1 protein-coding gene is annotated in these 2,351 nt (G+C 64.8%); it reads right to left on the bottom strand.

Annotated features, from left to right (window positions below; all coding sequences use genetic code 11):
* Positions 1-160 precede the first annotated feature (160 nt).
* A complete protein-coding gene (yccS, locus tag Q0349_RS10240) occupies positions 161-2,332 on the bottom strand; it encodes a YccS family putative transporter (RefSeq protein ID WP_366916313.1) in 2,172 nt (723 codons plus the stop codon).
* Positions 2,333-2,351 lie beyond the last annotated feature (19 nt).

The following is a 2,351-nucleotide window of genomic DNA, read 5'->3' as shown; positions in this document are numbered from 1 at the left end:
AGGCGCTGTTTGCAATTCATTTTGGATGCGGTCGCTACGCGGTTTTTCACACCCCCTCCCTGACCCTCCCCCGCTTCGCTGGGGAGGGGGATTCAAATTGCAAACACGCCCTAGAGGGTGTTTGCACTTTGTTTGGGATGCGGTCGCTACACGGATGATTTCAGCTCTCTCCCATAGGGGAAGCAGGCCGAGCAGCAGGTATCCGCCGCGCTTGCGCGCTGGCCAGCGCCTGGTAGCACGGCTCCAGCGTGCGGGTAATCATCAGCAGTTGTTGCCAGAGGACGGCGTGTTGCGGGTCGGGGTCGGTTTCCGGCGGGCGCAGTTCGTCGAGCGCGGCGCGCAGGGTGTCCAGGCGTTCGTTGAATGCGTCCGGCGGCAGGTCGGCGAGGGTTTCGAGCAGGTCGGCGATGTTTTCGCCCAGCGGGTAGTAGCGGGCGAGGAAGGGGTCACTGTCGCCGCGTCCCGCCGGGTTGCGGTAGGCGCCGAGCGCCGAGATGTAGCCGATGAGGCTGTAGTTGTGGTTGAGCAGGCGGAAGGCGGTTTCTTGTTGGGCGGCGTATTTGTGCGGTTCGCTGTTGATGTCGGAGACGGTGCTGCCGAGTTGTGCCGCCTGTTCGTGGGTTTGGCGGCGGATGATGCGGTAGGCGAGGTCGTCGCCGCCGCCGTGTTGCAGTTGTCCCAAAATGTGGCGCAGGTAGGCGGCGTCGCTGCGGATGGCGGCGCGGGCGGTGTTTGCCAGCGTCAGGTAGCGCCAGTCCGGCCAGAGGTATGTTACCGCCGCCCAGGCGATGCCGCCGCCGATGAGGGTGTCGAGCAGGCGGCGCGGCACGGCTTCGTTCAGCTCCACCAACCCCGCGAGCGAGAGCGCGGTCAGCGCCTGCACGGTGATGAAGAAGGTGGAGAAGCTGTATTTGCGGTTGCGGAAGTAGAAGAAGCAGGTGGTGCTGATGATGATGAGCCACAGTTTGGTGGCGACCGTCGGGGTGAAATACGGCGCGATGCTGGCGGCGATGACGCCGAGCAGGGTGCCAAGCACGCGCTGGTTCACCCGGCTTTTGGTGGCGGTGTAGTTCGGCTGGCAGACGAAGATGGCGGTGAGCAGTATCCAGTAGCCCAGTTCGAGGTCGAGCGCGGCGACGATGAGGCAGCAGACGAGGACGACGAGGGTGAGGCGCACCGCGTGGCGGTAAACGGGCGAGGCGAGGGTGAGCTGGCTGCGCAGCACGGGCCAAAGCGCGGTGAGCGCCGGGTCTTCTTGCGCGGCGATGGCGCTGTTTTGGTCGTTCGGGTCGGGGTCGTCGCTGTCGAGGTGGGCGAGCTGGTAGTTGATGCTGCGCAGGTTGTCGAGCAGGCGCTGTAGCGGCGCGCGGCTGCCGTCGGTCAGGCGGTTGTCAAAGTGGCGTTGCAGCGACTGGCAGATGCCGTCGATGGCGCGTTCCAGGCGCGGGTCGTGGTGGTAGCTGTCGTGGTTGTGCAGGGCTGTTGCGATGTTGCGGCACGCCTGCGCCTGCCATTCGATCAGCCGCCAGTAGCGGAAGATGAGGTCGCTGTTTTTCAGTTTTTCTGCCAGTTCGCGGTAATCAACGTGCGCCGAGCTGATGCGTTCGTGGATGTCCTGCGCGGCGAAGTAGTAGCGCAGCATCCGTGCGGTGCGCGGGTGGCGGTGCTGGCCGCGCATCCGGTAGAAGAGGGTGCTGCGGCAGCGGTTGAAGGCCTGGATGAGGGCGGTGTTGGCGAGCGCAAGCCGGGTCTGGCGCGGGGCGTAGTCGTCGTCATCCGGGTCGAAGTAGCAGGCTTTGGCGTCGATGTAGTCGGCAAGCGCGGCGTAGGCGGCGGCCATATTTTCTTGTACCTGGCGGTGCGGAAAGAGGATTTGCGTGAGCAGGGTGCAACCGCCGTAGAGGACGGTGCCGAGGAGGATGAGTAGGGGATTCGCGTACCACGGCAGCGCGGCGGTGTAGGCAAGCGTCGTATAGATGGCGACCACCAGCGCGCCAAAGGCGATGGTGCGGTAGCGCAGCCCGACCGCGCCCATGTAGGTGAAGGTGAAGGTCATCAGCAGCATGGCGGCGATGTAGGCGGCGGGGTGGGCGAGGGTGAGCTGCACGGCGAGCGAGGAGGTGGCAAAGGCGGCGAGGACGATGCCAAGGTCTTTGACGCGGCCACGCAGGCGGTTGTCCAGATCGACCAAGCCACCAGCAATCACGCCGAGGATGAGCGGCACCGCCAGTTGCGGGGCGTTGAGATACCAAATGGCGAACGCGGCGATGCTGACGCTCATGAAGACGGGCAGGGTGGAGATGATGCTGATGTTGGGCAGGATTTTTTTCACGGGGGTGATTGCGGCTGGG

The sequence above is a fragment of the uncultured Cardiobacterium sp. genome (assembly GCF_938028185.1).
Taxonomy (GTDB): domain Bacteria; phylum Pseudomonadota; class Gammaproteobacteria; order Cardiobacteriales; family Cardiobacteriaceae; genus Cardiobacterium.
The sequence above is the reverse complement of the archived record's forward strand: the minus strand, read 5'-3'. Positions and strand labels throughout refer to the sequence as shown.